Source organism: Photobacterium kishitanii, assembly GCF_000613045.3.
GTDB classification, from domain to species: domain Bacteria; phylum Pseudomonadota; class Gammaproteobacteria; order Enterobacterales; family Vibrionaceae; genus Photobacterium; species Photobacterium kishitanii.
Window position 1 is genome coordinate 525,980 of sequence record NZ_LN794353.1, and the last position, 26,878, is coordinate 552,857.

Consider the following 26,878-nt stretch of genomic DNA (forward strand, 5'->3'; position numbering starts at 1 on the left):
CTTATGATCTGCTCTCATTATTTCATCTCATAACAGTACTATTACCAAAACACCGAATAGAGTACTGCAAGAATAATTAAGATCGCGTAAGCCCCAAGATTAAACATCTTATCGGTTTTAAACATCTCAGGATCTAAATCAATCGCTTTCTTATCTACCGCTGATGTTGAACTACCTAAACTCACTAGCACGATCACTGCCATTGTAAATAATAAGGTATACATCATCTGATCCAAAAACGGCATATTTAATGGCATAAACTTCAGGAACAGTGCAAATGGGATTGATAATAGCACCCCGACAATTGCCCCTTTACTGTTCGTTTTATGCCAAAATAAACCCAATAAGAATACAGCTAAAATACCAGGACTAACTAAACCAGTATATTCCTGAATATATTGGAACGCTTGACCAATACCACCCAACATTGGCGCAACAATACACGCAATAATCAATGCAATAATCGCACTTGCACGGCCGACATTCACCAATCTGCTATCACTCGAATCAGGTGAAATATATTCTTTATAAATATCCATGGTAAAAATAGTTGCGGTTGAATTCAACATCGAGGCTAACGACGAAACTATCGCAGCAGCAAGAGCTGCAAACACCATACCTTTAAGACCAATAGGTAAAAATTGGGTTAGCCATGGATAAGCTTTATCTGCATGGGCAAAGGTAGGAATATTGGTTTGGCCTATATCGCCTAAACCAGCAAGTAAACCACTATCGTTAGTAATAACATAGGCAGCAATACCAGGAATAACAACAAGGAAAGGCACGATTAATTTTAAAAACGCTGCAAAAACAATACCTTTCTGAGCTTCACCAATTGATTTTGCAGCTAATGTACGTTGAATAATATATTGATTAAATCCCCAGTAATAAAGGTTAGCAACCCATAAGCCACCAATTAAAACAGCAATACCAGGTAGATTCATATACTGCGGATTATCTTGATCAAGGATCATTGTAAAATGTTCAGGTGCAGCGGCAGCCATACGCGATAAACCGCCCAAAAGTCCATCCGTACCACCAATATAAAGTACAGCGATCACTGTCGTAATTAAACCGCCAACAATAAGGAAGAAGACTTGAATAACATCAGTCCATACTACCGCAGATAAACCACCATAAATTGAGTAAACCAATGCAAAAAGGGCAAGTCCTAAAATAGAATAAACCAAAGGGATACCAAGAATAGTTTGTAGTGCTAAGCCACCTAAATACAATACAGACGTTAAGTTTACAAACACATACAGTGCAATCCAGAACACCGCTAAAATAGTCTTCAAATTTTTATTAAAACGTTGCTCAACAAATTCAGGAATAGTGTAAATACCTTTACTAATAAATATCGGTAGAAAATATTTACCAACAATTATCAAGGTTAATGCCGACATCCATTCGTAAGATGCAATCGCAAGGCCAATCGAGTAGCCAGAGCCAGACATACCAATAAACTGTTCTGCTGAAATATTCGCCGCAATCAGTGATGAACCAACCGCCCACCAAGGTAAAGATTTACCCGCGAGAAAATAATCCTCTGTGGTTTTGGTGTGTCCTTTTTTATTACGAGAAACAAATAACCCTACCCCAATAATAATTAATACATAGATAACAAAGACTGCAATATCTATACTCGATAACCCTAAGTAAGACGACATGATGTAACTCCATGATAAATACTGTAACCAATTGTAAACGTTATCATGAGATAAATAATGCGAAACCTCACACTCTGTGTTACTGGTATTTACTGATCACTGATACTGTGTAGTAGATCTCAATCATGGTTAAAAACGAATATATTACCCATTATGATAGCTAGCATGTGATAACGACAACAGAAAAAAGCGTTGATTTCGTTTAGGTCATTAATAGATCTATATAAGGATTGAAAATGCTTTTTTTGCCCTTATCTATATATAAAGAGGCTGTAAAGATACGGTTAAATGTCGATGAATTATCAATAGGGTCTCTTTACAATAAAACACAGTACATTTTTTATGTTGATATACTTTTTAAAAATCAACATGTTAATAGTAATCGTTAAAAAACATTAGAAAAACTAATCAAAAACTATTGACGATAACTCACCGGAAGCATATATTAATTACACGAACTGCCAGATGGAGTTCAAACCGCTATTAAGATTCGCCTTATTAGGGAATGCCTTATTAGCACTTATTATACCGAATCAATATCTTAACGGATTGATTCACTTAGTTCGCTGTTAAGTCGCCTAGTCGATAACGACATACTTAACAAACAACTAAGGCTATTGCTTATTATTGAGGATAGTTTTATGCGTAATGTAGATTTTACTCCCCTATACCGCCACGCTATTGGTTTTGACCGCTTATTTAACCTTGTTGAAGCAAGCAGTACTAAAACCCAAGCTGCGGGATACCCTCCGTACAATATCGAACAAACGGATGAGAACAACTACCGTATCACTATGGCAGTTGCTGGTTTCTCTGAAGAGCGTTTAGATCTTACTCAAAACGAGAATATGCTTGTTGTTACTGGTACTCGTGCACCAGAAGAAGACAAGAACTTTATTTACCAGGGTATTGCTGAACGTAACTTTGAACGTAAATTCCAACTTGCTGATTACGTAAGTGTTGTTGGTGCGAATCTAGAAAATGGTTTACTTCATATTGACCTTTTCCGTGAAGTACCAGAAGCAATGCAACCACGTAAAATTGCAATTGGACAATCAGCATCAGTAGCACCAACTGCCGAGTAAAACTCGCCGTTGTAAGTGCTCCTCTAGTAATAACGTTGAGCTATTAGCATCACCAATAACGCCTGTATTTAGGCTATGACTAATAGCTCCGTCACTATTCAACCCTATTATGGGTTATTCAAAAATTTAGTTGGATTGATTATTGTTATTCCAAAGGCTCACATGAACGATTTTCATGGACCTTAACGGCACACCTATTAAGCCGTGATTCGAATAAGAAAAACTAATCAACTCAGCGCACAAAGGATATTAAAATATGAGTAAGATTATCGGTATTGACTTAGGTACAACTAACTCTTGTGTTGCTGTTTTAGACGGTGATACACCACGTGTTATTGAAAATGCGGAAGGTGAACGTACCACTGCATCAATTATTGCTTACACTGATGGTGAAACCTTGGTCGGTCAACCAGCAAAACGTCAGGCAGTCACTAACCCTGAGAATACTTTATTTGCGATTAAGCGTTTAATTGGTCGTCGTTTTGACGATGACGAAGTTCAACGCGATCTTGATATCATGCCTTACAAAATTGTAAAAGCAGATAACGGCGACGCATGGGTTGAAGCGAAAGGCCAAAAAATGGCAGCACCACAAGTTTCTGCTGAAATATTGAAGAAAATGAAAAAAACAGCAGAAGAATACTTAGGTGAGAAAGTAACAGGCGCGGTTATTACCGTTCCGGCTTACTTTAATGATGCTCAACGTCAAGCAACAAAAGATGCTGGTCGTATTGCAGGTCTAGATGTTAAGCGTATTATCAATGAACCAACAGCTGCCGCATTAGCTTATGGTCTAGATAAAAAAACTGGCGACAGTGTGATCGCAGTTTACGACTTAGGTGGTGGTACATTCGATATTTCTATCATCGAAATTGATAATGTCGATGGTGAACAAACATTTGAAGTACTAGCTACAAATGGTGATACTCACCTTGGTGGTGAAGACTTTGATACTCGCTTAATTAACTACCTTGTGAGCGAATTTAAGAAAGATCAAGGTATCGACCTTAAAAATGATCCGTTAGCGATGCAACGTGTAAAAGAAGCCGCTGAAAAAGCGAAGATCGAATTATCATCAGCACAACAGACTGATGTTAATTTACCTTACGTTACGGCAGATGCAACAGGTCCTAAACACTTGAATGTTAAGATCACACGTGCAAAATTGGAATCACTGGTTGAAGACCTAGTACAAGGTACACTAGAGCCTGTAAAATTAGCATTAAAAGACGCTAACTTGAATGTGAGCGATATAACTGACGTTATCTTAGTCGGTGGTCAAACACGGATGCCTATGGTACAAAAAGCAGTAACAGACTTCTTTGGCAAAGAGCCACGTAAAGATGTCAACCCTGATGAAGCCGTTGCTATGGGGGCTGCAATCCAAGCCGGTGTATTAGCCGGTGATGTTAAAGATGTGCTATTACTTGATGTAACACCACTATCATTTGGTATTGAAACCATGGGTGGCGTGATGACAACCTTGATTGATAAGAATACGACGATTCCAACAAAAGCGAATCAAGTGTTCTCAACTGCTGAAGATAATCAAAATGCAGTAACGATCCATGTTCTTCAAGGTGAGCGTAAACAAGCAGTACATAATAAATCATTAGGTCAGTTTAACCTTGAAGGTATTCAAGCTGCACCACGTGGTATGCCACAAATTGATGTCACATTTGATTTAGATGCGGATGGTATTTTGAATGTATCAGCCACAGACAAAGCGACAGGTAAAGCACAAAAGATCACTATTCAAGCATCAGGCGGTTTAACGGACGCTGAAATTGAGAAGATGGTTCAAGAAGCAGAAGCTAACAAAGACGCAGACAAACAGTTTGAAGAGTTAGTCATTGCGCGTAACCAAGCAGACCAATTGATTCATAACACCCGTAAGCAAATGACTGAAGCCGGTGATAGCTTCCCTGAAGCAGAAAAAACAAATATTGAAGCAGCTATCACAGCACTTGAAGCGGTTAAATCTAGCGATGATAAAGCCGCAATAGATACTCAAACTCAAGCACTGATGACAGCGGCACAAAAAATAATGGAACATGCTCAGGCTCAAACCCAAGCAAATACTCAAGGACAATCTGACGCGAACCAGCAACAAACCGCGAAAGATGATGATGTTGTAGATGCTGAGTTTGAAGAAATGAAGTAAAACGTTACTGTTGCTGCCTCGATAATAGGCAGCACATAACATAAACTTCACAATAACAATGGGCGTAGGGATTTTAATCTCTCGCCCTTTTCGACGATCACAATAGAGAGAATCCCATTAGGCTAACTATCTGTGCCCTTTTAAATCATTAACCACTTAAGCGTAATGCTATTTTTGGTTATTATATGTTTAGACGTACGATTTAGAATGTTCCAGATAGTTGTCCCGATAGGGATAAGAGGTGTTACCAATGTCAAAACGCGATTTTTATGAAGTTCTTGGTGTCGCCAAAACTGCATCTGAGAAAGAAATTAAGAAAGCTTACAAAAAGCTAGCAATGAAATTTCACCCTGATAAAAACCCAGATGATCCAACTGCAGCAGATAAATTCAAAGAAGTAAAAGCTGCCTATGAAATTTTAATGGATAAAGAAAAACGCACAGCTTACGATCAGTTTGGTCATAATGCGTTTGAAAATCCAGGTATGGGTGGGGGTCATGGCGGAGGTCATCAAGGCTTTGGTCAGCAAGGTGGTTACAGCGATTTTGAAGACATGTTTGGTGGTGCTTTTGGCGACATGTTCTCTAATGCACGCGGTGGTCGAGGTGGTTTCGGTGGTCGTCACTCAACTCGCCCTCAAAAAGGTGAAGATCTTCAATACACCATGGAAATTGATCTAGAGGATGCGATTAACGGCGCATCACGTGTTATCGATTTACCGGTGTTTGAAGGTAATACACAAACCAATAAAAAACTTAACATCAAGATCCCTGCGGGGATCGAAGATGGTGGTCGTATCCGCTTAACGGGTAAAGGTCATCCTGGTATTAATGGTGGTGCTCAGGGTGATGTTTATATTCAAATGAATATTCGTCTTCATCCACGTTATACTCGTGAAGGTAATAATCTTCTTTGTAAAGCGACCACTGATTTTGTAACCGCAGCATTGGGCGGCAAGGTGGAAGTAAATACCTTAGGCGGCGCAATCAGTTTGAAAATACCGGAAGGTACTCAATCAGGTCGTAAATTCCGTCTTAAAGGTAAAGGGGTTACGGATCGCAAAGGCAACACTGGTGATTTAATTGTCCAGCTTGTCATTGAAACACCACTGAACCTTAGCGAACGCCAAAAAGAATTGCTGAATGAGTTTGCAGCAGCTTAATCAGCGCTAAAATAGACCCATTCGATAATGAAGCCAATATCAACGAATGTTATCATTCCAAGATATTGGCTTTTTTGCATTCAACTTAGATTAAAAGTAGGAACAACTATGCTAAAAAAAATCATTACCACTAGTTTGTTAGTGATTACTGGCATCAGCTTCACTGCCTCTTGTGCATTTGCTGCAAACGTCATGGATATCAACCGGGCTGTAGAAAATAGTCGTCATTTGCTTGAAGGAGAAACCTTCACTCTCGATGAGCCTTGCCGTTTATTTGCTAACTACAATTACAAGATCTACCACTGCCAAGCAATGATCGCTCCACTCGCATTAATTAAAGATAAAACCTTAGCTGCGACCAAAGAGGATGACAACCTACTCCATCGTCAAATCGCTTTTGTACATAAAGAAGATGGCTTTGCTATATTTCGATTACTGCCCGTTTCCACTCACCCTATCGCTGAAGAAAATGACGACGATAGTAGCTATACACCACCAGCGGCGGCCAAAAAACAACTGTCATTTTTAGGGTTTAAAGGTAGTCATAAAGAAGAAAAATGAGTTAATAATCGCTCACCTTAAATGACTTAATAACGTAATCATCTACACTAAAATCACTTTGTCATGATCTGTAAATAATTCAGTAAAATTAACTACGCCTTTGGCTAAAGCCGATCTAGAATACGCAGCAATCACTATGCTGCGTTATTTCTATACTAAATTTATGAGTCTGATCTTTACCCGTTATGATTGAACATAAAATTGAACAATGGGGCATTCGCCGCGTTGAAAAACACCTTAGCCGTAATCAGCCCTTATTTACGCGAATTTCAGATAAAAGATTATGTCAGCTTTGTGTTGGCTTATCATTCTTGATTGGTTTTATGACAACGTTCGTTATCGTCGCGTTTGAAATTTATCTTGAGCTATTAGGTGAGAATTGGTTAGCGTGGGACAATTTGGCCAAACTACTAACGATCAATATTGTTTTTATTGGCTTAGAATTATTACTATTGTTTGAAATCGGTTTTATAACCACCGCACTACTGATCAACCGCGCCAGTGCAGAGAATCACTTCTGTGACAAAATGAAAGCATCATTAGTCCGAGCTGTAATGGAACTCTCAGAGCCCATTGATAATATCCACGGCATCAAACCATATAGAGCACTGAGTAAGTTTCGCTATATCAAAGTTGCCCTTTATTCAGGTAAAGATATTCTGAGTAACTTTCTGATCAAAGCGGTATTACAAAAATCAATTTCACGCAGTAGCGTACGAGTTTATATACCGTTAATCTCAACCTTAATCACAGGATTTTGGGATGCATGGGTCCAACAAAAGGCATTACGTGAAGTGAGATTACGAATTTCAGCGCGTATTTATGTACTGAATCAAGTCACTATCCACCAACAGAAACCAGTATCAATGACTTATCGCACCGCCCTACTACGTTGTATTGCTGTGCGCCAAAGTTATAAACAAGAATGTGATGTTAATTTAGAATTATTCTATGACGAGATTTATAAGCAAGCCCCAGTAATGCTAACGGATATAGAATCGCCAACATTGCTATTACAAAGTTTAAACCTATTAAACTCTACAGAATATAACGATGTGATCAATATACTCACAACCTTGCTCTTTTTCCGCCAGCGTTTAACAGCAAATGAGAAAAAACTCTTGGCTCAATGCGGTATTATTCAGCAGCAGAAAATCAATCCGTTATTAGCCTAAACATCTAGATTACGGGTTATTTACTTTTAATCAGTAAGAGTAAATAACCCACATTCTATTTATAATTGATCACTCACCACCATAACTAAAGAATCATTCATCTATACTAATGGCAGCGTTTATTTATTAATCTTTATTCTGCATCTGCTTTTTAAGGCGGGCTAAATTAATTGGGTTAGAGCGCACAGTGAAAGTAATATGTTCATATTCATATTCTTCCTTGGTCACACTCATGCTTGAACGAATTTCACCAATAATACCATTAGCGGTATACGGCACGACGATTTGATCTTCAATCATCTCGCCCTGCGCCACACTCACGATATATTGATGTAATTTAGTGATATCAGCCGGATTACGGGTCGATGTCATGATCGCATCAGGAAATTCAGCCATCAATGATTGCTGTTGCTCTACGCTCAATTGATCAGATTTATTTAACACTAATTGCTTAGGGATGTCATCCACGCCCACTTCATGCAGTACTTCATGTACAACATCAAGCTGCGAACGGAAAGAAGGATCCGATGCATCAACCACATATAACAATAAAGAGGCATCATGTGCTTCTGCTAGTGTCGAGTGGAATGAGGCCACTAAGTCATGGGGAAGCTTTTTAATAAAACCAACCGTATCTGAAACTAAAATACGAGGCTGAGTAATTGGCTGTAAGGCACGAACAGTAGTATCAAGGGTGGCAAACAATTTGTTCTCCACGAGCACTTCACTGCCTGTCAATGCACGCATCATCGATGACTTGCCCGCATTGGTATAGCCCACTAATGCCACACAAAACAATTCAGATCGTTGAGCACGACGACCTTTAAGCTCATCTTGTACACTAACGAGTTCACGTCGTAACTCAGCTAATTGATCGCGTATTTTACGACGATCTAACTCAAGGGTCGTTTCACCTGCACCTTTACCCATTTGGCGTTCTTTATTGCCACTGGTTGACTCACGCAAGCGTGGTGCTAAATAATTAAGACGAGCGATTTCAACCTGTAATCGTGCTGTACGAGTACGAGCATGACGGCTAAATATTTCAATAATAATACCGGTGCGATCAAAGACCTCAACACCTAATTGATTTTCCACATTACGTAATTGTGATGGACTTAAATCGCAATCAAAGACCACAACATCAGCACTACCAAACGGCAAGTCTTCACTCAGTAGTTCACTAAAAAGCATCTCATCAACAATATCATCGTCATCGTCGAAATCATCCACAATACCTTGATTACCCGTCAAGTGCGCTATTTCAGCCATTTTACCGGAACCAAGCACATTCATGCGTTGGGTTGAACTTAGCTTTTGTGATTGAGTACCGACAACTTTAAAACCAAGAGTGGTAACTAGACGTGCCAATTCAGCTAATGATGCTTTGGCTTCATCACCTTTAAACTGCGGCGTTTGGATTGAAATCAGTAAAGCGCGATTACGCGAGGCTTTTGCTGTTAATTGCATATTTTTCTATTGTGCACATACGCGCACCCTATTTTTTATATTTCCTCCATCCTACGCTGTTATCAATCAGCTTTATATAAAAATAGCCCTTCGTTTAGATTATCGCTTAAACGTATTAGTCTTTACGTTCTACTTTCTCAAATAACGGCGAGTGTTATCAGCTAATATCAAGGTTAACTGCTCAACTGATATTTGATGGTAGTTAGCTACTGCGGCGATAATATCAACAATCATACATGGATCACCTATCTTGCCGTTATATTTACATGGCGCATCAGATTCAACCAGCATCATCGAGAGTGGTATGGCTTGCACAAATTGCCAATAATGATCATCGACAAAAATCCACGGGCTAACTGAGATAAAATGACCTTGTTGATGCAATTGCGTTAGATGAGATAATGATCCTTCATACCAATGGAATAACGCACCTCCAACACCATATTGGTTTAATATTGGCAATGCTAACTCAATATCATCCTCCACAACATGTAAATTGACAGGTAAATTATAATCCGCAGCAATTGCGACAAAACGTGTCATTAACTGTGCGCCTTGCTGTTTTAACAACTGTTTCTGTAAAGCTGTTTTGTCGTCAAGATAAAAGAAAGGAATACCAATTTCACCAATACCACTCAGCAAATGATGATGTTGATGGATCAGCGCAATAACTGCTTCTATCATAGCTTCATCTGTGGCAACTTCCGGATGAATACCTAAAAACAATTCAATCGCATCAGGGTATTGTTGCTTTAGTGCTAGTACTTGTATTGCACTTTTAAAGGTCATTGATACTGCCCCAATGTTGTTACCTGCGGCAATAAAAGAAGCAATACTTTCAGGCGCTACAGATTCTAAGTGGCAATGAATATCAGTGATCATCATTAATATCTATCAAGTAAAACAAACACCATACGCAAAATGCTCTCAAGCTGCCATCACTGACTAATGATATAAACCAATAAATAACAAAAACCCTCTATTAACTATAATGTTAATAGAGGGTGATAACATTACATTATCCACTAATATTCACTGGATAATACAATCGATTTATTTAGTAACAGCAGTCGCATCTGTAGACGTAGCAACTGTTGATGCACTATCTTTTGCTGGTGTAGCAACATGAGTACTTAATTTAACTTGCGTAGGTGAAGTTAATCCAGCTTGTTTAAATTGCTGCTGCATTGCTAACATTTGTTGCTGTTGCTGATGCATTAGCTTCGTCATGTTAGATTGCATAGTATTAAAATCACCGGGATTACCCATAGTGTTCCAAGCGTTCGCAAATGCTTGATTCATATCAATTTGTTGTTTTTGCATTGCATCAAAAAATTTCTTATCTACTTTTTGATTATGGCCGTTACCTTGGAATTGTACTATCTCATAATGGAATGGACCTTGTGGTGTTTGAACAACACCTTTAGTCACACTTTTCTCACCATCTTTAGTTTTTACTGTATTAGTCGTTTGATCTGGTAACACCTTAGTATTCGCTTTGGCTATCATTTCTCGATCAACACTTTGAATCCAACCAGTATTACCATTAGTAGTATCACCTACTTTTTCCCAACCATTATTTTGATAAATGGTAATTAATGGCACAGCCGATTTTATTGTTTCCACAACAGGAGAACTAACGCTTGGGTTTTCATAGACCTTAATCGTTTGAATACTGCTATCCGCCCATGCTGCTGTACTTAGACAAGTGACAGCGACAATACCTGTAATTGCCATTGCTAAACGTTTCATATCGACCTCTGATGCGTATTTAAATAACTTAAAATTAAATTAAAATTGTGGCTATAAATAAATCACTAGCTAACAGCTATATTAAGAAATTAAAATGAATCCAAAATGAATAACAGTCTTTTTATATCATATATAATAAGACTAAAATGAAATTTAACTAATTAAAAATCATTCATTACATTATACCTAATTTATTTATTCTTATAAGAACGTTAATTATTCATAAAAAACAAATAAACGTTCTATCATTATTTATAATGCTAGGAATTATTTTTAATCTTGCCTAATAATAATTTCACGAGGATAATACTTTTCTTTTTCATTAATATCATACTCAGAAGTCCCTTGACCTAAATCGCTAATAGGCGCTTCAGTTGCGATCTCAACACTGACCCCAAATTCATGCTCACGTGCTTTAAACGCATCAAAGATAGCTTTTTCAGCCACCGTTAAATGAGTAAGATCCTTACCTTCAAGAGAAAGTATTTGATCAAGGAGTTTTTTATCTGCAGGAGACATAACAACCAGCCTTAATAATTTAATTATAATAGAAATATTCTAATTAAAGAAGATACGCCATTACGCTTAATATACTAGTCTCTTATTGTTATAGAACTTGAGCAATAATTTTTCATTTGTGTCGCTTTATTTTATTACATTCATACCATTAGTAATTAATTGTCGTAACCATTGATGACTAGGATCTAAATCAAAGTGTTTATTCCATAATAAGAAATATCCGCCAGGTTCTAATTCAATAGGAATAGGACGACTAACAAGATCTGTATCTTTAATCATTGCTAATGCTGCAACTGAGGGATAACACATAAATAAATCACTCTGTTCGCACAACTTTACCCCGGCGTAGAAGTCGGTCATGTTTACGGCATTATCAAGTTGTTTATGCTCTAGTGCTAATATTTCATCAAGCAGCCACCGCTTAAGGCCACCTATACTGACTTGTAAATGACGATATTTCAAAAACACATCCAGGCTCCAAGGCTCACTCAATGCTGGATGGTCTTTACGCATTAAACACACTGGGTAGTCTCGCGCTAGTTCAATATAATTCAATGATGGTGGTACATGACGATAATGGCTTGATGAACGTTCATCCCATTCAAAAATACCAATTCCAAAATCAATTTCACAACGTAATAAACGCTGCAAACTATCATCATTCCACGTTTTGCTGGTTAAGCTAATATCGGGAGCTTGTTGTAGCAATTGAGGCATAAAACGAGGGTAAGTTAATGAATAAGCAGTTTCTACGAGATCAATATGAAATTGACGTTGACTCAATGCAGGATCAAACACTTCCGCACGTGTTAATTGATTAACCTGCTGTAAGATATCATACACAGAATCTGATAATAACAGTGCTTTCGGCGTTGGTCGCAAACCATAAGGTGTCCGTTCAAACAAAGGATCAGCAAACGTTTGACGCAATTTCGCCAACTGTTTACTCACCGCAGATTGACTTAGATGAAGTCGCGCAGCAGCAGCAGTAACACTCTGCTCTTCTAGCAATACATTTAATATACGTAATAAATTAATATCAAAATTTTTCATTTGCTACTTTCCGAAATATCTAAGCCCACCTGCTACCGTCACAACGACTCTATTCTGCTACGCAGATGTTGATGAGCCGCATCTGAAATATCATTCCCCCATACTTGACGTTGTAATCGTTGTGCTGCAACTAACGTTGAACCAGAACCAAAAAAAGGATCAGCGACAACATCACCAGCAACAGAACTTTGTTCAATTAACGTTTCAAGTAACGGAACGGGTTTTTCTGTTGGATAACCACGATAAACACGCTTAAATTCAAGTACATCTGGAATAGATAAGTTAGCTAACTTACGCTTCCCTTTTTCAAAAAAAAGAATAAATTCATAACGAGCGCGATAATGATACCCCATACCAATCGCGACTTTATCCCATACAATCGGCTTCCAAAACTTAAACCCTGCCTGCTCTGCTATTGGCTTAATATAGAACATGGTTTCTTGATCACAAAACAAATAAAAATGACTATTGGGTTTTAAAACACGATAAGCTTGCTCAAATAAGGTCTGAAATCGTTGATTCGGAAAAATATCAAACCATTGATTACTTGAGGATTTACTGTTTTTTAAGCGCGTTGTAGTGCCTATTTTTCGATGCTTTTCTAACGACTCATACGGAGGATCAGTAATCAAAAGATCGATACTATTATCCGCTAATGAAGACAGCCATTCGACGGCATCTTGTTGATATAATTGCATTGAAAAACCCACACTAAACATTAAAAAGCAATAACGCCTATACATGGTCGAATAGGCGTTAATTTCGTTAAGTGTTGTAGCAAAAAAAGCACAATATAGATAGTAACAAACCATCAATCATCAGTAATTTTAATCAACTGTGCTATTTACCATCATTGTGAGTTTTCTTGCTTCACGTCGACACAGTGGCGTTAATAAGGTCATATTGTTTTTGATAAAACTATCGACGAATGCAAAATTAATTTGGCTATAGGCATTTAACACTTGCCCCATAGCTTGCTGTACTAGCATCGATTTATCAGCGGCAAGGTATAAAATAGTTTCACTTAAAAGCGCTTCATTCGTTTGTTGCTTATGCTTTAAATGTACTAAAACCGATGCTCGTTTCAACCATACACTGTCAGACTCGCGCCATTGAATAAGGTAGCTTTCTAAGTCTCTTTCTTGAAGGATAACTTTGCCTATCAAGTTTGTAGCAAGACGATCTAATGTATCAACATTATCGGCTGTTTCTAACATTTCAAGATAAATATCAAAAGATGCCAACGTTTGATATTCAGAATAGTATTCACCAGCATCTAATGCTAAATAACGTTCTTCTCTATAAACACCAGACCATAACCACAACAATAATCGGTGATAATTTTCAATTGTATCAATATGGGTATGTGCAATAGCTAATTGAAATATTTTATGGCGCTTTTCTGAACTAACACCATAAAAAGGTTGTTGAGTATTAAGATCATACTGCATTTTTTTTGCAACAAGTGTGCTGCCTTCTGCTGCTAAATGCTGCTGCATAAGGATAACCATTGGTATAACTAATGACATAGTCTTTCCTCTTTGTTAGCTCTCATTACTGCTGAGCATTAATGCAGGTAATGGTTAATAACTTTATTATAATCAACGTTATTGTGTTTTTTTAGCTTACAAAAACAACTACCTTGACTTTTTCATATTGCAGCCAAAATCTCAAATCATTTATTGCAGTTTCGAGAAATTCATCCCTATAAACGCAAATAATAATAACATTTACTTATATTTGAACTCTAAGTTTCCATTTATCGCAGTTCAAAATAATAATTATTCTCATTAGTATTCGCTAAAATTATCCTATGTAGGTATCATCGTGAAAACTAAACTAAAAATTCTTACACTTTGTGCAGCTACTCTTTGGTCATTACCCTCTTTTGCAGCTACTTACCCTATTACTGTGACCGATGTAGCTGGACGTACGATTACTTTTAACCATCCTCCACAAAATATTGCTCTCTCAACTAGCCGTATTTTTCCATTACTTGAAATTATTTACCAACAAGATGCTGCCAAACATTTAGTTGCGGCACGTAATGATATGCAAGTTTCTGCACCTAGCATGTATGCCAATTACATAAAGCATTACCCATCTCTCAAAAATGTTGCCAAAATTGGGCTAATAAAATCAGGGGAATTTGATGCTGAAAGATTTATTAATTTAAAACCTAAACCTGATTTATTCATTGTTGACCTATCCAATATTAAATTGGCACAAGATAACGGCTTGTTAAAAAAATTAGCCGCAGCTGGTATTAAAGTCATTGCTGTAGATTTCCGTGAAAATCCAATTAAGAATACTGTTCGCTCGGTTGAATCGGTGGCTAAAGCTGTTGGACGTGAAGCTCAAGGACAAGCATTTGCCCGTTATTACCTTGATCACGTTGCCGAGCTTCAGAAAAAACTCGCCCAGTACCCAAATTTGAAGCCCAAAAAAGTCTTTATAGAACGAGCAGCCGGTTACAGTGATTCTTGTTGTCGTACCTTTGCTGGCGGTAATATGGGTGCTTATATTCCTTTTTTAAAAGCGATTAATATTGCCGATAAGCCACTTGATGGCGCGATAACAGGTCAAATGTCGCCTGAAACAGTGATCACAGCTCATCCTGATGTTTATATTATGCAAACAACCGGTTGGGTTAATGATAAAGGTCAACCAACTCACGGAATTCCATTAGGTTATAACCCTAACCCTGCTGCAATAAAAGCCGCTACATCAGCATTAATGGATCGTGACTGGTTACAAGCTGTCAGCGCCTACCAAACCAAAAATGTCTATTCGATTTATATGCCATTTTATAATTCGCCTTATAATTTAGTCGCAATGGAATACTTTGCAAAATGGATTCATCCAAATGTATTTAAAGATTTAAACCCAGAAAAAACCTTTGAAGAAATGAATAAGCAATTTGGTCACCGCATTGTCAGTGGCGATTTTGGCCAGAATAACTTTAAGGCCATGCAATAATGACATCAATCTTACTTGAGTTAAAAACACATAAAATCCGTAACCGTAACAAAAAAGTAGCATTAATTTGTTTTTTCGTACTCAGTATTATTTGTGTGGTTGCCGATATTTTTATTGGCTCACAAGGTCTGACATTTTCTCAAGTTATTCACGCGCTAATTCATCCTCAAAGCAGTGATATTGCGAGTAAAATCATTGTCTGGGATATTCGTATGCCAATGGCTCTTATGGCACCATTAATTGGTGGTGCCTTAGCCCTAGCTGGCGCACAAATGCAAACCACATTAAACAACCCCTTAGCCGATCCTTATACTTTTGGAGTCTCAGCTGCTGCTGGGTTTGGGGCTTCATTGGTGATCACTAATGTCATCGCCATTCCTTTTATTCCGGCTCAGTATCAAATAGCGTTAATGGCCTTTATTATGTGCTTATTAACCACTTTTTTAATTGCCGCTATTTCATCAGTAAAGCGAATATCAATTGAAGGGGTAATGCTGTTCGGTATTGCGGTAATGTTTGCTTACGACAGCTTGCTAACCATGATGCAATACGTCGCCAGTGAAACGCAGTTACAAACGTTAGTGTTTTGGCAAATGGGATCACTTGATCGTGGTAGTTGGGAGAAGATTACTGTACTTGCGATCGTATTACCGATTGTATTATTGATCATGATGAAAGATGCATGGCAATTATCGACACTGAAAATTGGTCATGAACGAGCTCAAGCGATGGGCGTTAATGTTAAGCGATTACGTGTTAAAACTCTGTTATTAGTGTCGGTTATTACTTCGCTTGCAGTATCATTTGTCGGTGCAGTTGGTTTTGTTGGCTTAGTTGCTCCGCATATTGCACGTATGGTACTAGGTGAAGATCAACGTTACTTTTTACCAGCATCGTGTCTTGTCGGCGCAGTATTACTTGAACTCGCCTCTATCGCTAGTAAAAGCATCATGCCGGGAATTATTTTACCGCTAACGGTAGTGATGTCGATAATCGGCATTCCTTTCTTTATCTATTTGATCATTAAAAAAGGAGGGCGTTTCTAATGGCACTTACAATTAATAATATTTCAGTGACATTTGGCGACAAAACAATTCTAGATAAATTGTCGCTACCAGTTATTAATGCTGGTGAAATGGTCGCTATTATTGGTAAAAATGGGGCAGGAAAATCAACTTTATTGCGCCATATCACTCAAGACTTACGCCAACATTCACAACAAATATTATTACATAATAAGCCGCTCACTTTAGATAGCATTGGTTATTTACCTCAGGATCATCGTATTTCGGCCACAATTACTGTCGTTGAATTATTAATCACCACCTTAAATATGCGCTCACATTCTTTATTTGCTAAAGCGAACAGTGCTGAAAAAAGCTTACAATTATTAGAGCAAATGGGAATTTTACATTTAGCCAATAAAGTGTGTACTGAATTATCAGGTGGGGAGAGCCAAATGGTTGGACTTGCGCAAGCGGTAGTTAATCAACCTAAAGTGCTCATTCTTGATGAACCAACATCAGCCCTTGATATGCATAACCAGATGAAGCTACTTGATTTTGTTAGACTATACACCCAAGAAAACCAAGCTTGTGTCTTAATGGTTATCCATGATCTTAATTTAGCGATTCAATATTCCACTAAGGTTGCAGCACTGCATCAAGGTCAACTTTTCGCTTATGGCAACCCAATAACCACCATCACCCCGCCACTAATTTTATCTGTATTTGATGTTGATTCACATGTGGCGATTATCGATGAACGTCCAATTGTCGTTGTGAAATCAGCTCGCAATGCTAATTCCAATAAACCTTAGCTATCAAAAAAGCCTATATTAGCATCATGCTTATATAGGCTTTATTACATACAAACTATGCATTAACTTAATCGTGAGTCGTGATAAGTACTTTCTTCGCTAATGACATCGCCAAATTATTATCGTAATAAGCTGCTTCATTGATGAAATGTGGAAAGGCTTCATAATCACCATCCCAAAAAATTTCACTGCCATCGAATAACGTGAAGATCGGATCACCTCCGTGTAGCGGCTCAAAATCATTATCTTGTACCGCACGGTGCACCATACCGATACGCTGTCCTTGGTCATCTAAAGGTAATGATAACGTTTCATGATAGCGAAATGCTTCATAGCTTGGAATTAACGGTAAGAGTTCATCGGTGTTATATAAATGCACGAAATCAAGAATATGCCTCGTCATTTCATCCATCCATTCAAGAACGTCCTGACGGATCACAGATTGAGGCTGAGGACCAATTTCAACAATAACCCCTTGAGCTGAAATTGAACTCAGGAAGTGATGTTGCTCAACTGAAGTGTGATCTTCAAGAACAATAACCGCATCAGGCATATGCATTTTTACATACGCCCCTAATTGACGATTAAAACTATCAGATTGTAACAAAATTAATGAAGGCCCCATGTTACTGGTCGTGTTGTGTAAATCGATAATAAAATCGACCTTAGCATCACCTTTTGGACCAATCTGTTGATTTATCGCTTTAGCTCGGCTCTGTTCGTAACTCGCCAACTCATTATTTTCTAAATCAGCCAAACTAAATTGACGATTAAGATCATGATCAACATACCGTTTATTATCATCATGGGCTTTAGGGTTAGCAAATATTGTCTCAACACTAAAACTATCACGGGCTAGCGTTGTTGATTGCTGCCATTTACGTAATAGGTAAATACCACTAAATTCATTACCATGTGTACCACCCACAACTGCTACTTTTTTTATTTTACTCATCCGTGTGTCCTAATATTCAGTTATTAATTTCAGTGTACTGAATTTAATCGCTATTGGAAGTGTATTTATCAGACAAAAAAGCTATTAGATATGGCTAAATTGGCCGAGTTTGTGCCAATTTCAAATAGGAATGCAGCTCATCATTTTTATATTCGATAGCTGAATGAATACTCACGTAGCGGTTAGCATATACGGCACAGCGATAGCGATTATCACCTTTGATTATTTCAATCTCGATAACCCCATCAACTAACTGCCAATGCCCTTGCGTATGAAGACGATTAAACAGAGTATATTCATCTAAAGTACCATTGGCATGTAAACGTAACTCAGTAATATAACCTGCGCTGCAAGTCTTAATCCAATACTGCTCACATATTTCATCAAGTTGAAAATTACGTTTAGTTTCAAGCCATTGATTCATAACTTGCTGAAGCTCAAGGTCTAATGGTGGTAATTGATTAACATCAAATAAGCGTACACGTTCTGTTTCGCGATAAAACAATTGTAGTAATTGTAGCGTCTTTTTTTCAAACATCCTTGTTCACCAACTGATTAGCTAATGTTTCGGCTTGCAAGCTGTTATCTTACTAACCGTATAATCTTGTAAGATATTAATAGATAGCAACAACAACGACTAACAACTAACGTAATAATGCAATCAACGTCACATAAAATATGTCAGAACGTAAATAGCAATAACCTGCTCGTTATTTACAGTTACATTTGTACTTTACCTCGTAACTGTTTGGTTTGACCTCGTTGATTTTTCTTATCCATTCTTCGTACCTGAGAACCCTTCGTTGGCTTAGTTGCTCGACGTGCTTTTTGAGTTGTCATTACGCTTTGAATCAATTGTTTTAAGCGTGATAAAGCCTCTTCGCGGTTCATTTCTTGTGTGCGATGCTGTTGGCTTTTAAGAACAATCACGCCATCTTTCGTTATGCGACTATCAGATAATTTAAGTAAGCGTTCTTTGTAAAAACCTGGCAGTGATGAACGATTGATATCAAACCGTAAATGGATAGCGCTCGACACTTTATTAACATTTTGCCCACCCGCCCCTTGTGCTCGAATGGCTGTTAATTCAATCTCCCAATCAGCTAAGGTGACAGAATTAGAAATCACTAGCATCGATATTTACCCCTTCAACGCTATATTTATATTAACTCTATAATATCACACTCAGCGTCCTAATAAGCGCAGTCTACAAGTAAACAATAACTTGTAGAATATTATTAATTAGCCCACTTCTTTTTACATACAATCATTTACGCTCATAAGTAATCACAATTGATTAACTCCATTTACAAACCTTGCACTAAGCTGACATTTGAACGCTGTTTTTAATTATGATCGAGATATTGATATTGCGTCACAAAGAACATCGAGGTTATTACATGCAAAAATTATTACTCCTAGCTGCACTCGTGATTTCAAGTTCTGTTTTTGCGATGCCCCACGGTAATCCCGCATCTATTTATTGTGTTAACCATGGCGGTAAATCCGTTATTGTTGATGGTCAAGGCTATTGCCGTCTCCCTAGTGGAAAAATGTGTGATGAATGGGCTTTTCAAAAAGGTCAGTGTTCATCATCACAACCGAAACAAAATAAATGGATAAAATACTGTGTTAAACATAAAGGCACCGCAATTGGTTCTAATTGCCACTTTAATAAGCAAGGCACAACCTGTGATCTAAAACAATTCTACAATGGCACCTGTAAGAAAAAGCCTAAACACCCAAAAGTGTATTAATTAATCTACTGCCATAAAAATAATGCTCAACCTATTCATAATAGGTTGAGCATTATTATTTTCTTAAATTTTAATAACAACAATTAATATTGTGAATTTATGACTACCTCTTCGCCATAAATACCATTTTTGGCAATCGGACGATTGGTTGAATTTGCAGCTCGCATTACACGAATACCAATAGCGCCTGCATCACGAGCTGCGGTAATATCACCATCAGAATCACCGTAATAAACTTTAATATTCTCAGCTTTTATATATGGTGTTTTGGTGTTTGTTGTTTTACTCGAACCTGCAAAAATAACTTTGTGCATATTTTTAATACCAAAGACATCTTTTAGATATTGAGTAGTAATTTCACATTTCGATGGATCGCGACCAGTAATAAAGTAAATATCATCACCGCGTTTTTGATGCATTGCGATTAACTCTTTACCTATTTGCTTAGGAAGGCTGAATTTTTCCCAATCACAATTCATTTTATCCCAGAATTTCTGATCTTTTAAATAACTAAAACTGTTTGGGGAAAAGACTTGTTTGCCGCGATAAAAACCAGGAGAACTGAACAACACTGTATCATCAATATCAAAGCCGACAGCCATTGGTGGCTTACCTTTGAGTTGTTGAGCAATTTGATCGACTGTCACCCAATCAACACTTTTAGGTTGACCCATTTGCGTTAACTGAATAGTACTGTAACCTGTCTCTGTTGCAGGTACTTTTGGCTCTGCCATTACAGAAGTAGAAACAAGACTAAAGGCTAGTAAAGAAGAAATAGTAATCGCAGTAAATGTCTTTTTCATTTTAGAATAAATCATCAAAAAAATTGAATGGATAATCTAACTATTCATCTTTACATATAAAGTGACAATTATCACATGACTCATTATTTTATATGCAATATAAGATCCATAAAAAATGAACGTAAAAAATAACATTCCTTTTCACTAGTGATATTTATAAAAATAGTTATCAGTTATTATAATTATTAAGAACTAACATTTTACTGAAACAGATTGAACTAATTTATTCTACTATTACTCTAACCGATAAATATTTATAGTGATTGATAATACAATGAAAAAACTGCTTCTACCTATAATGCTGGGTGCATTACTTACAGGCTGTAATGAAACAACAACCGTTAGTAATAATGGTGATTTTACAGCTCAACAAAAAGCACAAATTGAACAGATTGCTAGCCAATATATTATTAACCATCCTGAGGTGTTAGTAAAAGCCTCAAAGACCTTGCAACAACAACAAATGCAAGCGCAACAAAATGACGCTAAACAAGCTGTTATTGCGAATGCAGATCAACTTCTAAAAGATAAAGCAACGCCATTTATTGGTCCTAAAGATGCCAAAGTAAATGTGATTGAATTCTTTGATTATCAATGCATGTACTGTTCTAAGATTGCTGATGTAGTTAAGCAATTAGAAGCTAAAAACCCAGATGTGAAATTCATCTTTAAAGAAACGCCAATTTTCGCATCGCGCTGGGAAGCTTCAAAATATGCAGCAGACATGGGTAACTGGATCTACCAACAAAAAGGTGGCGCCACTTATGCTAAATACCACAATGCTGTATTTGCAACAGGTAAAGATGAAGGTAAATTAACCAAACAAGATATCAACACTATCGCAACCAGTGTTGGTGTAGATGTATCTAAATTTGATGCTAACAATACATTTATGAATAACTTTGAGTTATTTAGCAAGTTAGGCTTCCAAGGAACGCCTGCGCTAATTGTTATGCCAAGTAACAACATTACCGAAGATAATATTCATATTATTAATGGTTATAACCCTGATGCGTTAGCAAAAGCAATCAGTGACGTAAAAGCAAGCACTAAATAACCATCGCGGTTATTCAATATAATAAACACAACAAGGCCTTATTTTTAGCCTTGTTGTGTTATTGAGCTTATTTAAGCTTTATTTTAGTAATACTGAAACATCTGCTGAACTTCTTTATAATTTTTGGTTTGTGTTAACGATAGCATTAATAAAATCCGTGCCTTTTGTGGATTAAGTGTACCCGCAGCAACAAAACCATATTTTGCGTCATCAACTTCAGCGGCTAATGTCGTCGACCCCGTTGGTACTCGTGAACTACGCACCACCATCGTTCCCTCTTTACTCGCCTTTGCTAATTCATTAAAAATTGCTTTATACATATTACCGTTACCAACACCGGCACTGACAATTCCATCAAATTTAGCATTCACTAACGCGGTTACTGGCAATGGTGATGCATTTGAATAATTATAGACAATCCCTACTTTAGGTAAGCTCGTTAATTTTGACACGTCGAAATGCGCAGCTGTCGTATGATGACGCTCTGGCGCGCGTTGATAGGTAACGTCACTATTATGAATATAACCTAGTGGACCAAAATTTGGTGCCTGAAATGTATCAACGGCCGTCGTGTTAGTTTTAGTCACATCCCGCGCATCTAACACCGTATCGTTCATTGCTAACAATACTCCACGCCCTTTTGAATCTTCATCAACAGCAGTAACAACGGCATTATATAAATTAGCAGGGCCATCAGCACTCACTGCTGTTGATGGTCGCATCGAGCCAACAAGAACAACGGGCTTATCACTTTTAATTGTCAGATCAAGGAAATAAGCAGTTTCTTCCATCGTATCAGTACCATGGGTTACCACAACACCATCAACATCGTCTCGAGCTAATAATTCATTAATACGTTTAGATAAAGTGAGCCATACTTGATCATTCATATCTTGGGAGCCAATATTAACCACTTGCTCACCGGAGATATCCGCAATTTTAGTCATTGCAGGTACCGCTTTAATTAATGCTTCAACCCCAACTTGACCAGAAGTGTATGCAGATTCTGTTGCCGATTGCCCTGCCCCTGCAATGGTTCCTCCTGTTGCTAAAATTTTAATATTGGGTAAATCATCAGCAGCGGTAGCCAACGAACTAATACACAAACCAGCGATCAGCATAGCAACACGGATAGGATTTTTATTCATCACTCACACCATAAGTTATATTATATAAGTTTATTTATGGTATGAATGTTATTGTTAATGGGATATTTTTTTGTGCTCAATATCACTGTTTATGCACACCCCTAGTGACCACAATCACACAAGAGTAACAGCACCCACAAACAACAACAAAAAATAAACACCTACATAACAAGTGCTTATTTATATTTCATATAAGAACTTGAGCTATTATTGTCACTTCTTAATCAATAATTGGTTATGCAATTGCCGTCATAGGATCAATGCTATAATAATCACTTTGACACTCATCACCCACAGTCGTATCAATATATTGTTGGATATTATCAATATGATCTGCTTCCCATAAGCACTGAAAATAGCCTTCTTTTATATAAACAAATGTTGAGTGCAATACCATATTATTTGGTAACCCCACTTCAAAGACAGCAACCTCATTCACATTTTGTTGTAAATTAAGGAGTTGATGTTGACTTACATAAAACATAAAGCGCACACCTTTTAAAATAATTGTCAATTAAGTGTAGACATAATTATTCAGTGTATTTTCATCAGTGCAAAATATCACCAGTATATTAATTGTTTATATCGATACATATATATTCTATAGATGATAAATATCACACTAAATTCCTGTCAAAATAACCTTGCTTTTAATGTGATGAATTACTTTATGGTAAATGGATTAAACCACCTAATTACTGATATGTTAGAATTTATTAATAATGATTTTTTATTTTACACTTTTAGTTGATTATTTGAACAATGAGAGCAATAACGCACAAATTAACCTCACAAGGTTTTTGGGTGTCACTTTTTATAAGGGGTTAACAAGCATTTTACTGTATCCTAGAAGTCCTTTATATGCTTGCCGCTATAATGCGACCAGCTGAACAAATGCTCCTTACTTAGACATTTTTATGCATTTCAACCAAAATATACCAGTACGCTTCCCTAAAGGGATTTTCGCAATGTGGAGTGTTTACAGCTTCACAGGTGCCGCTATTCTCGCTTCAATCGTGTTCTCACTATTGTTGTTTTTATCTATTGATGATGACCCACTGATGAAATTCCTCTTTGGTGGCTTAGCAGTCATTTTTGAATTGGGTAAATTCTTTGCGTGGTACGAAGTTGGAGAACGCAAAGCACGCCGTAATTACAGCGGCACTTTCACCGCATTTACGTTTTATGCAGTACTAGCGGCTATTTCTATTGGTGGTTCTGTTGGCGGTATTAATAGTGCAACCAATAAAGCACACAGTGAAGCGAACGTGCAGCAAAGTAAAATCAATGCGTTTAATATGCAAATTCAAGCGATTGAAAAGCAAATTGATCTAAATAATATTGCCGCTGAGAAGTACATCCAAATGGAGCGCATTGCTTCTGGTGTAACACGTATCCAGAAAGAAAATGAAGCACTACGTAAACAGCAACAGCAAATCGCAATTGAACGTGATACAACGCCAATTGTTGGTCAGGGTTCAGTACTTGGACTGATTGATAGCCTAGCAACAACATTCAATGTTAGTAATCAAGCTGCTCAACTTGGCTTGGTTATTTTCTTATCGGTATTGCTTGATTTCTTTGCCGCATTTTTTGTTGGTCTTATCGGTGAGGAAAATCGTTTCCGCTACCAATTTAAGCGTCAGCAATTACTATCGGTCAATGGTTATAACGTCCAGGATCAACCGCAGTTACTAACTCATTTTGATCCTTCTTCCATAGGCACATCATCTATCACCGATATTAGTGACGAAGATGAAATTATTGTTGAAGAAGTTGAACCAGAGCCGCCAAAAACAGCCTATGAGCAAGCTGTAGAAGCACTCACTAAAAATCAAGTTAACTGCAGTAAACGTGCCGTTAGTCAGTTACTAAAACTAACGACTGACGAAGTCGATGCCATTTTTCACGAACTATTAACTCAAGGTATCGTAAGTAAAAAACCCAACAACCATTACCAATGGCATGGTACTGATGCTGTAACAAGTTAATTGTTCAATTCAGCCTATTCTTTAAGCCCAAAATAGAGACTCTATTTTGGGCTTTTTTGCACTAAAAAGTGTCAACAATGACATCTAATCAACTGATAATTCGTAATAAGAATATCTCGCAATCAAAATTAATCATCCGTTTATTTATCTCAAGCACAAATTTATAATTACAGGTAGAATCGGCGCACTTTTCTCAGGACAATGTTTTTTAATGATTACTTTTAGTCGTTTCAAGCAAATATTTACTCATTCGCTTATTGCTACCAGTGCCTTAACATTAGTCGGATGTGCACAGCCTTTATCTACTCTAAAAACGGCAACCCACAGTAATGTCGATAATTTCAATACTTCTTTTTATCAGCATACGCGTCCTTACACACAAGCGAATCCTGATAAAACAGGTTTTTACCCACTTGGTGATGGCCAAGCAGCATTTCTTGCTCGTTTAGCTGTCATTGAAGGTGCACAAAAAACAATCGATGTGCAATATTATATCTACCGTGATGACGCAACCAGTAACTTACTCACTTGGTACTTATATCAAGCAGCAGAGCGTGGTGTACGAGTACGTCTATTATTAGATGATATGCAAAATCGTGATGATCAAGCCTTAGCCAGCCTATCTGCGCACCCAAATGTAGAAGTTCGGTTGTTTAATCCATTTGGTAATCGTAGTTTTAAACCACTAAGCTTTTTAACTGACTTTGATCGTCTCAATCGCCGTATGCATAATAAATCCATTATTGCTGACAGTGTATTTGCTATTACCGGTGGACGTAATATTGGTGATGAATACTTCTCAGCTAATGATAATGTCGAGTTTGGTGATTTTGACCTGTTAATGATGGGAAAGATCATTCCTCAGATTTCACGTCAGTTTGATGAATACTGGAACAGCAGACCAGCAACACCTATCGAAGCCTTAGTCTCTGAGGCACATTTACCAACGACAGCACAGTTAGCTCAATGGCAACAAGCTCAGAAGCAATATTTGAGCTCTGATTATGCGCGTTCATTAAAGCAACACCCAATGGTACAAAAGCTATTAAATCAAACACTACCCTTCTACTGGGCTGATGCAGAACTGGTTTATGATACGCCTTACAAAGTAGAAAATAGCCAAGATGATTTATTACTGCATCAATTATCCGCAATGATCAGCAAGGCAAAAACAGATTTCTTATTAATTTCACCGTACTTTGTACCAACAGAAGCGGGCGCGACTGTATTAGCAGCAGCGGCTAAAAATGGCTTAAACATTACTATTGTAACGAACTCACTAGCCTCTAATGATGTCTTTGCTGTTCACGGTTGGTATGCTAAATATCGTCAAATCATGCTTAAAGGTGGCGTTAAACTTTACGAAACCAAAATTAACCCAGAACTTAAAAAGAAGCATTCATGGCTAGGTAGCTCTCGTTCTAGCTTACATGCTAAAACGTTTATTATTGATCGCAGCAAGGTCTTTGTTGGATCGTTTAATTTTGACCCTCGTTCAGCCTACCTTAATACTGAACTTGGCGTCTTTGTTGATTCCAAGCCATTCTCTGATGTTTTTTATAATAATTTAAATAACTTATTAGAGAAAAGTGCTTACCGTTTAGCGTTAGATAATAACAATGACATCATTTGGATTGATGATATCAATGGTCAACAGCTTGACTCAGAGCCAGACAGTAGCGCAATGTTAAAAATGGGCGCTTGGCTGGCTGGGATTCTGCCAATAGAAAAGCAACTATAAAAAAAAAGCCCTTCATC

The 26,878-nt window shown here is 37.4% G+C and carries 26 protein-coding genes; 12 read left to right on the forward strand and 14 right to left on the reverse strand.

The features are described from left to right. Window positions 1-41: 41 nt before the first annotated feature. Complete coding sequence (locus PPBDW_RS17655; RefSeq protein WP_045042500.1) at window positions 42-1,670, reverse strand: sodium/sugar symporter; 1,629 nt, start codon at window positions 1,668-1,670, stop codon at window positions 42-44. A 641-nt stretch (window positions 1,671-2,311) separates the two neighbouring features. On the opposite strand from PPBDW_RS17655, the gene PPBDW_RS17660 reads away from it, so the two are divergent. The 5 genes from PPBDW_RS17660 (at window position 2,312) to PPBDW_RS17680 (ending at window position 7,817) form a co-directional block, all read left to right on the forward strand. Beyond that, window positions 2,312-2,755, forward strand: coding sequence for an Hsp20 family protein (locus PPBDW_RS17660; protein WP_036790956.1), 444 nt, complete (start codon window positions 2,312-2,314; stop codon window positions 2,753-2,755). A gap of 256 nt (window positions 2,756-3,011) precedes the next feature. Next, entirely contained in the window at window positions 3,012-4,919 is a 1,908-nt protein-coding gene (gene dnaK, locus PPBDW_RS17665) for a molecular chaperone DnaK (protein WP_036790959.1), read from the forward strand. 250 nt (window positions 4,920-5,169) lie between these two features. After that, window positions 5,170-6,081, forward strand: a complete 912-nt coding sequence (locus PPBDW_RS17670) for a DnaJ C-terminal domain-containing protein (protein WP_036790961.1) — start codon at window positions 5,170-5,172, stop codon at window positions 6,079-6,081. A 108-nt stretch (window positions 6,082-6,189) separates the two neighbouring features. Next, window positions 6,190-6,642: a hypothetical protein gene (locus PPBDW_RS17675; RefSeq protein ID WP_036790964.1), complete on the forward strand. Its 453-nt coding sequence runs from the start codon at window positions 6,190-6,192 to the stop codon at window positions 6,640-6,642. A gap of 185 nt (window positions 6,643-6,827) precedes the next feature. After that, entirely contained in the window at window positions 6,828-7,817 is a 990-nt protein-coding gene (locus PPBDW_RS17680) for an LBF_2804 family protein (protein ID WP_036790967.1), read from the forward strand. Window positions 7,818-7,943: 126 nt separating this feature from the next. On the opposite strand, the gene hflX is transcribed toward PPBDW_RS17680, so the two are convergent. From hflX to PPBDW_RS17715, 7 genes are all read right to left on the reverse strand, one after another. Next, a complete protein-coding gene (gene hflX / locus PPBDW_RS17685; RefSeq protein WP_036790969.1) occupies window positions 7,944-9,287 on the reverse strand; it encodes a GTPase HflX in 1,344 nt (447 codons plus the stop codon). 129 nt (window positions 9,288-9,416) lie between these two features. Then, window positions 9,417-10,172: a TatD family hydrolase gene (locus tag PPBDW_RS17690; RefSeq protein WP_243423027.1), complete on the reverse strand. Its 756-nt coding sequence runs from the start codon at window positions 10,170-10,172 to the stop codon at window positions 9,417-9,419. A gap of 168 nt (window positions 10,173-10,340) precedes the next feature. Beyond that, window positions 10,341-11,039, reverse strand: coding sequence for an SH3 domain-containing protein (locus PPBDW_RS17695; RefSeq protein ID WP_054262163.1), 699 nt, complete (start codon window positions 11,037-11,039; stop codon window positions 10,341-10,343). Between the two features lie 273 nt (window positions 11,040-11,312). Next, the gene (locus PPBDW_RS17700; protein WP_036790975.1) at window positions 11,313-11,558 is read right to left on the reverse strand and encodes a hypothetical protein; all 246 of its coding nucleotides are present in this window, start codon (window positions 11,556-11,558) and stop codon (window positions 11,313-11,315) included. A 126-nt stretch (window positions 11,559-11,684) separates the two neighbouring features. Continuing rightward, window positions 11,685-12,611, reverse strand: a complete 927-nt coding sequence (locus PPBDW_RS17705; RefSeq protein ID WP_036790978.1) for a LysR substrate-binding domain-containing protein — start codon at window positions 12,609-12,611, stop codon at window positions 11,685-11,687. Between the two features lie 38 nt (window positions 12,612-12,649). Then, complete coding sequence (locus tag PPBDW_RS17710) at window positions 12,650-13,309, reverse strand: DNA-methyltransferase (RefSeq protein WP_036792875.1); 660 nt, start codon at window positions 13,307-13,309, stop codon at window positions 12,650-12,652. A 129-nt stretch (window positions 13,310-13,438) separates the two neighbouring features. After that, window positions 13,439-14,140 (reverse strand): DNA alkylation repair protein, encoded by a 702-nt coding sequence (locus PPBDW_RS17715; RefSeq protein WP_036790981.1) that lies wholly within the window; start codon window positions 14,138-14,140, stop codon window positions 13,439-13,441. A gap of 298 nt (window positions 14,141-14,438) precedes the next feature. Here PPBDW_RS17715 and PPBDW_RS17720 point away from each other — a divergent pair, with 298 nt between their 5' ends. From PPBDW_RS17720 to PPBDW_RS17730, 3 genes are read left to right on the forward strand one after another with little or no spacing between them, the layout of a single operon-like run. Further along, window positions 14,439-15,590 (forward strand): ABC transporter substrate-binding protein, encoded by a 1,152-nt coding sequence (locus PPBDW_RS17720; RefSeq protein ID WP_036790984.1) that lies wholly within the window; start codon window positions 14,439-14,441, stop codon window positions 15,588-15,590. Further along, window positions 15,590-16,636, forward strand: coding sequence for a FecCD family ABC transporter permease (locus PPBDW_RS17725; protein ID WP_036790987.1), 1,047 nt, complete (start codon window positions 15,590-15,592; stop codon window positions 16,634-16,636). Before PPBDW_RS17720 ends, PPBDW_RS17725 begins: the two co-directional genes overlap by 1 nt. Then, window positions 16,636-17,409 (forward strand): ABC transporter ATP-binding protein, encoded by a 774-nt coding sequence (locus PPBDW_RS17730; RefSeq protein WP_036790990.1) that lies wholly within the window; start codon window positions 16,636-16,638, stop codon window positions 17,407-17,409. The genes PPBDW_RS17725 and PPBDW_RS17730 overlap by 1 nt, the downstream gene beginning before the upstream one ends. A gap of 67 nt (window positions 17,410-17,476) precedes the next feature. On the opposite strand, the gene PPBDW_RS17735 is transcribed toward PPBDW_RS17730, so the two are convergent. The 3 genes from PPBDW_RS17735 to arfB form a co-directional block, all read right to left on the reverse strand. After that, entirely contained in the window at window positions 17,477-18,364 is an 888-nt protein-coding gene (locus PPBDW_RS17735; protein WP_036790993.1) for an aspartoacylase, read from the reverse strand. Between the two features lie 94 nt (window positions 18,365-18,458). Next, the gene (locus PPBDW_RS17740) at window positions 18,459-18,902 is read right to left on the reverse strand and encodes a hypothetical protein (protein WP_036790996.1); all 444 of its coding nucleotides are present in this window, start codon (window positions 18,900-18,902) and stop codon (window positions 18,459-18,461) included. Window positions 18,903-19,084: 182 nt separating this feature from the next. After that, on the reverse strand, window positions 19,085-19,498 hold the full coding sequence (gene arfB / locus PPBDW_RS17745) for an alternative ribosome rescue aminoacyl-tRNA hydrolase ArfB (RefSeq protein WP_036790999.1): 414 nt from the start codon (window positions 19,496-19,498) through the stop codon (window positions 19,085-19,087). 266 nt (window positions 19,499-19,764) lie between these two features. Between arfB and PPBDW_RS17750 the strand changes: the two genes are divergently transcribed. Continuing rightward, complete coding sequence (locus PPBDW_RS17750) at window positions 19,765-20,121, forward strand: DUF333 domain-containing protein (RefSeq protein ID WP_036791001.1); 357 nt, start codon at window positions 19,765-19,767, stop codon at window positions 20,119-20,121. 83 nt (window positions 20,122-20,204) lie between these two features. Here the strand turns inward: PPBDW_RS17750 and aphA are convergent, their stop codons facing one another. Beyond that, a complete protein-coding gene (gene aphA / locus PPBDW_RS17755; RefSeq protein ID WP_036792877.1) occupies window positions 20,205-20,924 on the reverse strand; it encodes an acid phosphatase AphA in 720 nt (239 codons plus the stop codon). A gap of 274 nt (window positions 20,925-21,198) precedes the next feature. On the opposite strand from aphA, the gene PPBDW_RS17760 reads away from it, so the two are divergent. Then, window positions 21,199-21,981, forward strand: coding sequence for a DsbA family protein (locus PPBDW_RS17760; RefSeq protein WP_036791004.1), 783 nt, complete (start codon window positions 21,199-21,201; stop codon window positions 21,979-21,981). Window positions 21,982-22,064: 83 nt separating this feature from the next. On the opposite strand, the gene ansB is transcribed toward PPBDW_RS17760, so the two are convergent. Together ansB and PPBDW_RS17770 are read right to left on the reverse strand one after the other, a co-directional pair. Beyond that, window positions 22,065-23,129 (reverse strand): L-asparaginase 2, encoded by a 1,065-nt coding sequence (ansB, locus tag PPBDW_RS17765; protein WP_036791007.1) that lies wholly within the window; start codon window positions 23,127-23,129, stop codon window positions 22,065-22,067. Window positions 23,130-23,364: 235 nt separating this feature from the next. Further along, window positions 23,365-23,613 carry a hypothetical protein gene (locus tag PPBDW_RS17770; RefSeq protein ID WP_036791010.1) on the reverse strand — a complete coding sequence of 83 codons (249 nt, stop codon included), beginning with the start codon at window positions 23,611-23,613 and terminating at the stop codon, window positions 23,365-23,367. A 433-nt stretch (window positions 23,614-24,046) separates the two neighbouring features. Here PPBDW_RS17770 and PPBDW_RS17775 point away from each other — a divergent pair, with 433 nt between their 5' ends. Together PPBDW_RS17775 and PPBDW_RS17780 are read left to right on the forward strand one after the other, a co-directional pair. Continuing rightward, window positions 24,047-25,120 (forward strand): Preprotein translocase subunit SecY, encoded by a 1,074-nt coding sequence (locus PPBDW_RS17775; RefSeq protein ID WP_080888867.1) that lies wholly within the window; start codon window positions 24,047-24,049, stop codon window positions 25,118-25,120. A gap of 211 nt (window positions 25,121-25,331) precedes the next feature. Continuing rightward, window positions 25,332-26,861, forward strand: a complete 1,530-nt coding sequence (locus PPBDW_RS17780; RefSeq protein ID WP_036791016.1) for a phospholipase D family protein — start codon at window positions 25,332-25,334, stop codon at window positions 26,859-26,861. The last annotated feature ends 17 nt before the right edge of the window (window positions 26,862-26,878 follow it).

Excerpts from the sequence above, each read along its gene's own strand:
- PPBDW_RS17655 (WP_045042500.1), bottom strand. The coding sequence starts at position 1,670 with ATGTCGTCTTACTTAGGGTTATCGAGTATAGATATTGCAGTCTTTGTT.
- PPBDW_RS17660 (WP_036790956.1), top strand. The coding sequence starts at position 2,312 with ATGCGTAATGTAGATTTTACTCCCCTATACCGCCACGCTATTGGTTTT.
- dnaK (WP_036790959.1), top strand. The coding sequence starts at position 3,012 with ATGAGTAAGATTATCGGTATTGACTTAGGTACAACTAACTCTTGTGTT.
- PPBDW_RS17670 (WP_036790961.1), top strand. The coding sequence starts at position 5,170 with ATGTCAAAACGCGATTTTTATGAAGTTCTTGGTGTCGCCAAAACTGCA.
- PPBDW_RS17675 (WP_036790964.1), top strand. The coding sequence starts at position 6,190 with ATGCTAAAAAAAATCATTACCACTAGTTTGTTAGTGATTACTGGCATC.
- PPBDW_RS17680 (WP_036790967.1), top strand. The coding sequence starts at position 6,828 with ATGATTGAACATAAAATTGAACAATGGGGCATTCGCCGCGTTGAAAAA.
- hflX (WP_036790969.1), bottom strand. The coding sequence starts at position 9,287 with ATGCAATTAACAGCAAAAGCCTCGCGTAATCGCGCTTTACTGATTTCA.
- PPBDW_RS17690 (WP_243423027.1), bottom strand. The coding sequence starts at position 10,172 with ATGATGATCACTGATATTCATTGCCACTTAGAATCTGTAGCGCCTGAA.
- PPBDW_RS17695 (WP_054262163.1), bottom strand. The coding sequence starts at position 11,039 with ATGAAACGTTTAGCAATGGCAATTACAGGTATTGTCGCTGTCACTTGT.
- PPBDW_RS17700 (WP_036790975.1), bottom strand. The coding sequence starts at position 11,558 with ATGTCTCCTGCAGATAAAAAACTCCTTGATCAAATACTTTCTCTTGAA.
- PPBDW_RS17705 (WP_036790978.1), bottom strand. The coding sequence starts at position 12,611 with ATGAAAAATTTTGATATTAATTTATTACGTATATTAAATGTATTGCTA.
- PPBDW_RS17710 (WP_036792875.1), bottom strand. The coding sequence starts at position 13,309 with ATGCAATTATATCAACAAGATGCCGTCGAATGGCTGTCTTCATTAGCG.
- PPBDW_RS17715 (WP_036790981.1), bottom strand. The coding sequence starts at position 14,140 with ATGTCATTAGTTATACCAATGGTTATCCTTATGCAGCAGCATTTAGCA.
- PPBDW_RS17725 (WP_036790987.1), top strand. The coding sequence starts at position 15,590 with ATGACATCAATCTTACTTGAGTTAAAAACACATAAAATCCGTAACCGT.
- PPBDW_RS17730 (WP_036790990.1), top strand. The coding sequence starts at position 16,636 with ATGGCACTTACAATTAATAATATTTCAGTGACATTTGGCGACAAAACA.
- PPBDW_RS17735 (WP_036790993.1), bottom strand. The coding sequence starts at position 18,364 with ATGAGTAAAATAAAAAAAGTAGCAGTTGTGGGTGGTACACATGGTAAT.
- PPBDW_RS17740 (WP_036790996.1), bottom strand. The coding sequence starts at position 18,902 with ATGTTTGAAAAAAAGACGCTACAATTACTACAATTGTTTTATCGCGAA.
- arfB (WP_036790999.1), bottom strand. The coding sequence starts at position 19,498 with ATGCTAGTGATTTCTAATTCTGTCACCTTAGCTGATTGGGAGATTGAA.
- PPBDW_RS17750 (WP_036791001.1), top strand. The coding sequence starts at position 19,765 with ATGCAAAAATTATTACTCCTAGCTGCACTCGTGATTTCAAGTTCTGTT.
- aphA (WP_036792877.1), bottom strand. The coding sequence starts at position 20,924 with ATGAAAAAGACATTTACTGCGATTACTATTTCTTCTTTACTAGCCTTT.
- PPBDW_RS17760 (WP_036791004.1), top strand. The coding sequence starts at position 21,199 with ATGAAAAAACTGCTTCTACCTATAATGCTGGGTGCATTACTTACAGGC.
- ansB (WP_036791007.1), bottom strand. The coding sequence starts at position 23,129 with ATGAATAAAAATCCTATCCGTGTTGCTATGCTGATCGCTGGTTTGTGT.
- PPBDW_RS17770 (WP_036791010.1), bottom strand. The coding sequence starts at position 23,613 with ATGTTTTATGTAAGTCAACATCAACTCCTTAATTTACAACAAAATGTG.
- PPBDW_RS17775 (WP_080888867.1), top strand. The coding sequence starts at position 24,047 with ATGCATTTCAACCAAAATATACCAGTACGCTTCCCTAAAGGGATTTTC.
- PPBDW_RS17780 (WP_036791016.1), top strand. The coding sequence starts at position 25,332 with ATGATTACTTTTAGTCGTTTCAAGCAAATATTTACTCATTCGCTTATT.